We start from the raw sequence: 4019 nt of genomic DNA on the forward strand, positions 1-4019 counted from the left end.
GGCCAGGCCGCCTACGCGCACTTTGTCGGTACCGGCGAAATCGCCGCGCAGACGCCGGGCGTGGACGCGGTCGCCACCGTCGAACGGCTGGGCATGAGCTCGCAGACGCGGCTGAAGGTGGGCGTGGGTGAGAGCTTCAGTGCCGATCTGGGCGGTGCGCGCAACAGCGGCGACGTGGTGCGAACGCGCTTCGAGGATGGCAGCCATGTGGATGCGCGCCGCGTGGAATACAGTGACAACGTGCCCATGACCCGGCTCAGCGTGCATGCCGCCGACGGCCAGGAGAATGTCGACGCGCGCCGCTACGAGTTCCAGTTCGACCTGCGCAACGCGCCGCAGGCCCAACAGATCGCCGGCATGCTCAACACCGCGCTGACCGGCGACACCCGGCGCGCCGGGCCGGTGCAGGCCGGCGACACCCTCACCCTGGGCTTCAGCGAGGCGCAGATGCGCACGCTGATGCAGCAGACCCAGGCCATGGTGCAGGACCACCCCACCGCCGACCCGCGCTGGCGGTTGTTGGCCGAAGATGGCCACGGCCAGCCGCAGCAGGACGTGGACGCCTTCGCCACCACGCTGGCACGCCTGCAGGGCCAGTCCGCCTATGGCATGGCCGAACGCCTGTTCCATCTTTCCAACGCCGCCGACGGCGACCCGCGCAAGGGCTTCGAGCCGATCGCCGCCAGCGTGGACAGCCCGCGCCTGCGCGACCTGCCCGCACCGTCGCCGCTGCTGCCGCAGGATCCGCGCCATGCCGACAGCCCCGATCACGGGTTGATGCGGCAGAGCCAGAACGCAGTGGGGGCGCTGGATCAGGGCATGGGCCGTCAGCCCGATGCGATGAGCGAGCGTCTGTACATGGGATTGGTGGTGGCGGCACGCCGAGAAGGTCTGGAGCGGATCGACCAGGCGCAGCTCAGCGACGGCGGCCAGTACGCGTTCGCCGTGCAGGGCGAGCCGCATGCGGCGGACCGCAAGCTGGCCCGTGCCGAGACCAGCGAAGCGCTTGCCACGCCGGTGGGTGAGCATGTGCGCGCACTGCAGGAGGTGGCGCCCGCGCACGTACGCGACGCGCAGGCCGAACAGCAGCAGGTGGAAGAGCGTGTGCAGTCGCAGGCGCAGGGGATGTCGCGCTGATGACGCATCCGTGGGCCGCGCTGGCCGTTGCCCTGGCCAGCGCCGGCGCACCGGCTGCAGAACTGCTGCAGCCGGGCATCTATCGGCTGGACCCGGACGCGTGGTTGCAGGCTGCCCCGGCCACGCCAGCCCCAGGCGAGGCGTTCAAGCAGCGCTTCGCGCATGCGATTCCCGCCAGCGCCAAGGTGCGCGTTGCCTTCGTATCGCGCGATCCGCAGGGGCAGCGGAACACGCTGGTATTCGTCACCGACCCGGGCTATCGCTACGACATCAACGGCGAGAACAGGCTCTGCCCGGCCTATGCCTTCCCTGATTGGAACGACCGCTCCGACGCGCAGCCCTACTGTCGCACCAACATCAATGGCGATGGCAGCGAAGCCGCGTTCGACTGGAGCACCACCCAGTTCACTGTGCGCTGGAACGATCGCAAGCGTGCCACCGGCACCGAGCACATCCCGCCGCAGCGCAAACCCACCGCCGATGAGGTCGGGGCCTGCGCGATCAGCGACGTCTGTGCCCCCGAGGCTTACGGTCGCAGCGTCACCCATTACGAGGTGATCCATCCGCGTGATCGCTTCGTGCTACAGCAGGCGCGTGACTATTCCGATGTGTTGTATCTGCCTATCGACGTGGTTGCGCAGGCTGAGCCGTTGGCGACCCGTGCGGGCGAGCCGCTGAAAGCAGGCAGCTATCTCGCGGTGGTATCGCGCACGCCGGCATGGTTCCAGATCGAACGCATCGCATCGGACGGCAGCACTGCGTCAGGCTGGATCGACCGCGATGCGTTGTCTCGACCGGAGTGGGTCGCGCAGACGGCGGTGACGCCGGCGTTCCGGTTCCGGCTGGGCTTCGAGCGCAACGACAGCGATGACGACGACCCGCAACGGGTGCTGAGCGCCATCGACGTTCTGGACGCCACCACCGGCAAGCGCGTGCAGATCCTGCGCGATTTCGATGCCGATCCCATCGGTGGAGCAGGGGACGTGCTGCAACTGGTGGATGCCAACTTCGACGGCCACCCGGACATCCTGGTGCCGGGGATGTCCGGCGGCGCGGGACCAAACAGCACCGACAACGTGTTTCTGTTCGACCCGGCCTCGCAGAACTTTGTCTACGACTCCACCTTGTCAGGCATGCCACAGCTGTCCATCAATGCGGCGCAGCGCACCGTGACCTCTTCCGCGCGCAACGGCTGCTGCGCGCACGCCTCGGAAACCTACCGGTATCGTGACGGCAGCTTGGAATTGTTCGAGAGCTGGGAAGAGGCGCTGTCCGCCGATGGCGAGTCGGTCGACACCACGCGCGGCGTGCTTCGCAACGGCCGCATGACGTACAGCACGGTGCGCAGCCCGGCCGAGCATTGAGCCCGGCCCGGCCTGCCGCCCACCGCCACGATCACCAGTCGGTGGGGGCGTAGTCCTTCAGGAACTGGCCCCAGACGTGCTCGCCGCTGTTGAAGCCGTGGATGATCGGGTCGACGATGCGCGCGGCGCCATCGACGATGTCCAGCGGCGGATGGAAGCGCTCCTGTTCCACCTTCTTCGCGGCCAGATCGGCCGGATCCTCGTCGGTCACCCAGCCGGTGTCGACACTGTTCATGTGGATGCCGTCGTTCTGGTAATCGGCCGCCGAGGTGCGCGTCATCATGTTCAACGCGGCCTTGGCCATGTTGGTATGCGGATGCCGGGTGGTCTTGAAGTTGCGGTAGAACTGCCCCTCCATCGCCGACACGTTGACGATGTGCTTGTCGCGCTCGGGCGTGCGCAGCATCAGCGGCTTCAGCCGCGCATTRATGATGAACGGCGCAATGGCGTTGACCAGCTGGGTCTCCAGCAGTTCCACCGATGGCACTTCGTCCATCTGCATGCGCCACGAATTGCGGCCGCGCAGATCGATCTGCTGCAGGTCCTGGTCCAGGCGGCCATCGGGGAACAGGTGCTGCTGGCCGACCAGTTCGTCATCCAGCAACGGCACCTGCGACAGCTCGGCCGCGCGGGTCAGGCCGTTGGCACCGTTGAAGCCCTGGTCCTGTACCACCGGCAGCGCCGTGGCCGAGGTGGCGCCCAGCAGCTCGGCGCTGCGCAGGCCCTCGTAATCGCCGATCAGGCGGCGCAGCGTCTCGGGCACCTCATGCAGGGCCGCGGTTTCGCCGGCCATCATGTGCGCGTAGAACTGCGGCGGGCGGCGTACCGTCTGGCAGGCGTTGTTGATGATGAAATCCAGGCGCGTGCGCGTGGCCAGCAGTTCGCTGCAGAACGCTTCCACACTGGGCGTGTGGCGCAGGTCCAGCCCGTACACCTGCAGGCGGTGGCCCCACTCGGCGAAGTCGGGCTCTTCGGCGTAACGCGCCGCCGAATCGCGCGGGAAGCGCGTGGTCACGATCAGCTCGGCACCCGCACGCAGCAGCTTCAGCCCGGCCTGGTAGCCGATCTTGACCCGGCCGCCGGTCAGCAGCGCCACGCGGCCGCGCAGGTCGGCGGTCTCGGTGCGCTTGACGAAGTTCAGCTCGGCGCAGGTGGGGCACATCTGGTCGTAGAAATGATGCAGCTGGGTGAACTTCTGCTTGCACACATAGCAATGGCGCAGCTCGGGCGAATGCACCGGTTCAGGCGCTGCGCTGGCGTTCTCGCCGTTGTGCGCATCGTGCAGACCCGCCGCATGCGGCGGGAAGTAGTTCGGCGTGCTGAACACCGGCTTGCGCCGCAGGGCGCGGATGCCGGTTTGATCGAGCAGGGCCTCGGCCTTGCGCACCTTTTCCTGGTGGCGCTGCTTGGCCTGCTGCTTGAGCATCTGCCGGCGCGCCTTCGGCTCGGGGTGATAGACCTTGGCCACTACCTGATGCAGCCGCGCACGATCGGCGTCGGGCAGGGTGTCGAGCACGC

3 protein-coding genes are annotated in these 4019 nt (G+C 67.8%); 2 read left to right on the plus strand and 1 reads right to left on the minus strand.

Annotated features, from left to right (window positions below):
- Positions 1-1137 (plus strand): XVIPCD domain-containing protein (locus AC1DQP_RS17650; RefSeq protein WP_478052116.1); only part of this gene is annotated, 1137 nt, incomplete at its 5' end.
- Entirely contained in the window at positions 1137-2501 is a 1365-nt protein-coding gene (locus AC1DQP_RS17655; RefSeq protein WP_478052117.1) for an XAC2610-related protein, read from the plus strand. The genes AC1DQP_RS17650 and AC1DQP_RS17655, both read left to right, overlap by 1 nt.
- Before the next feature lie 31 nt (positions 2502-2532).
- Here AC1DQP_RS17655 and AC1DQP_RS17660 read toward each other — a convergent pair.
- Positions 2533-4019: SDR family NAD(P)-dependent oxidoreductase (locus tag AC1DQP_RS17660; protein ID WP_478052118.1), on the minus strand; the 1487-nt coding region annotated here is incomplete at its 5' end.

The organism is Stenotrophomonas sp. P5_A8 (assembly GCF_056400545.1).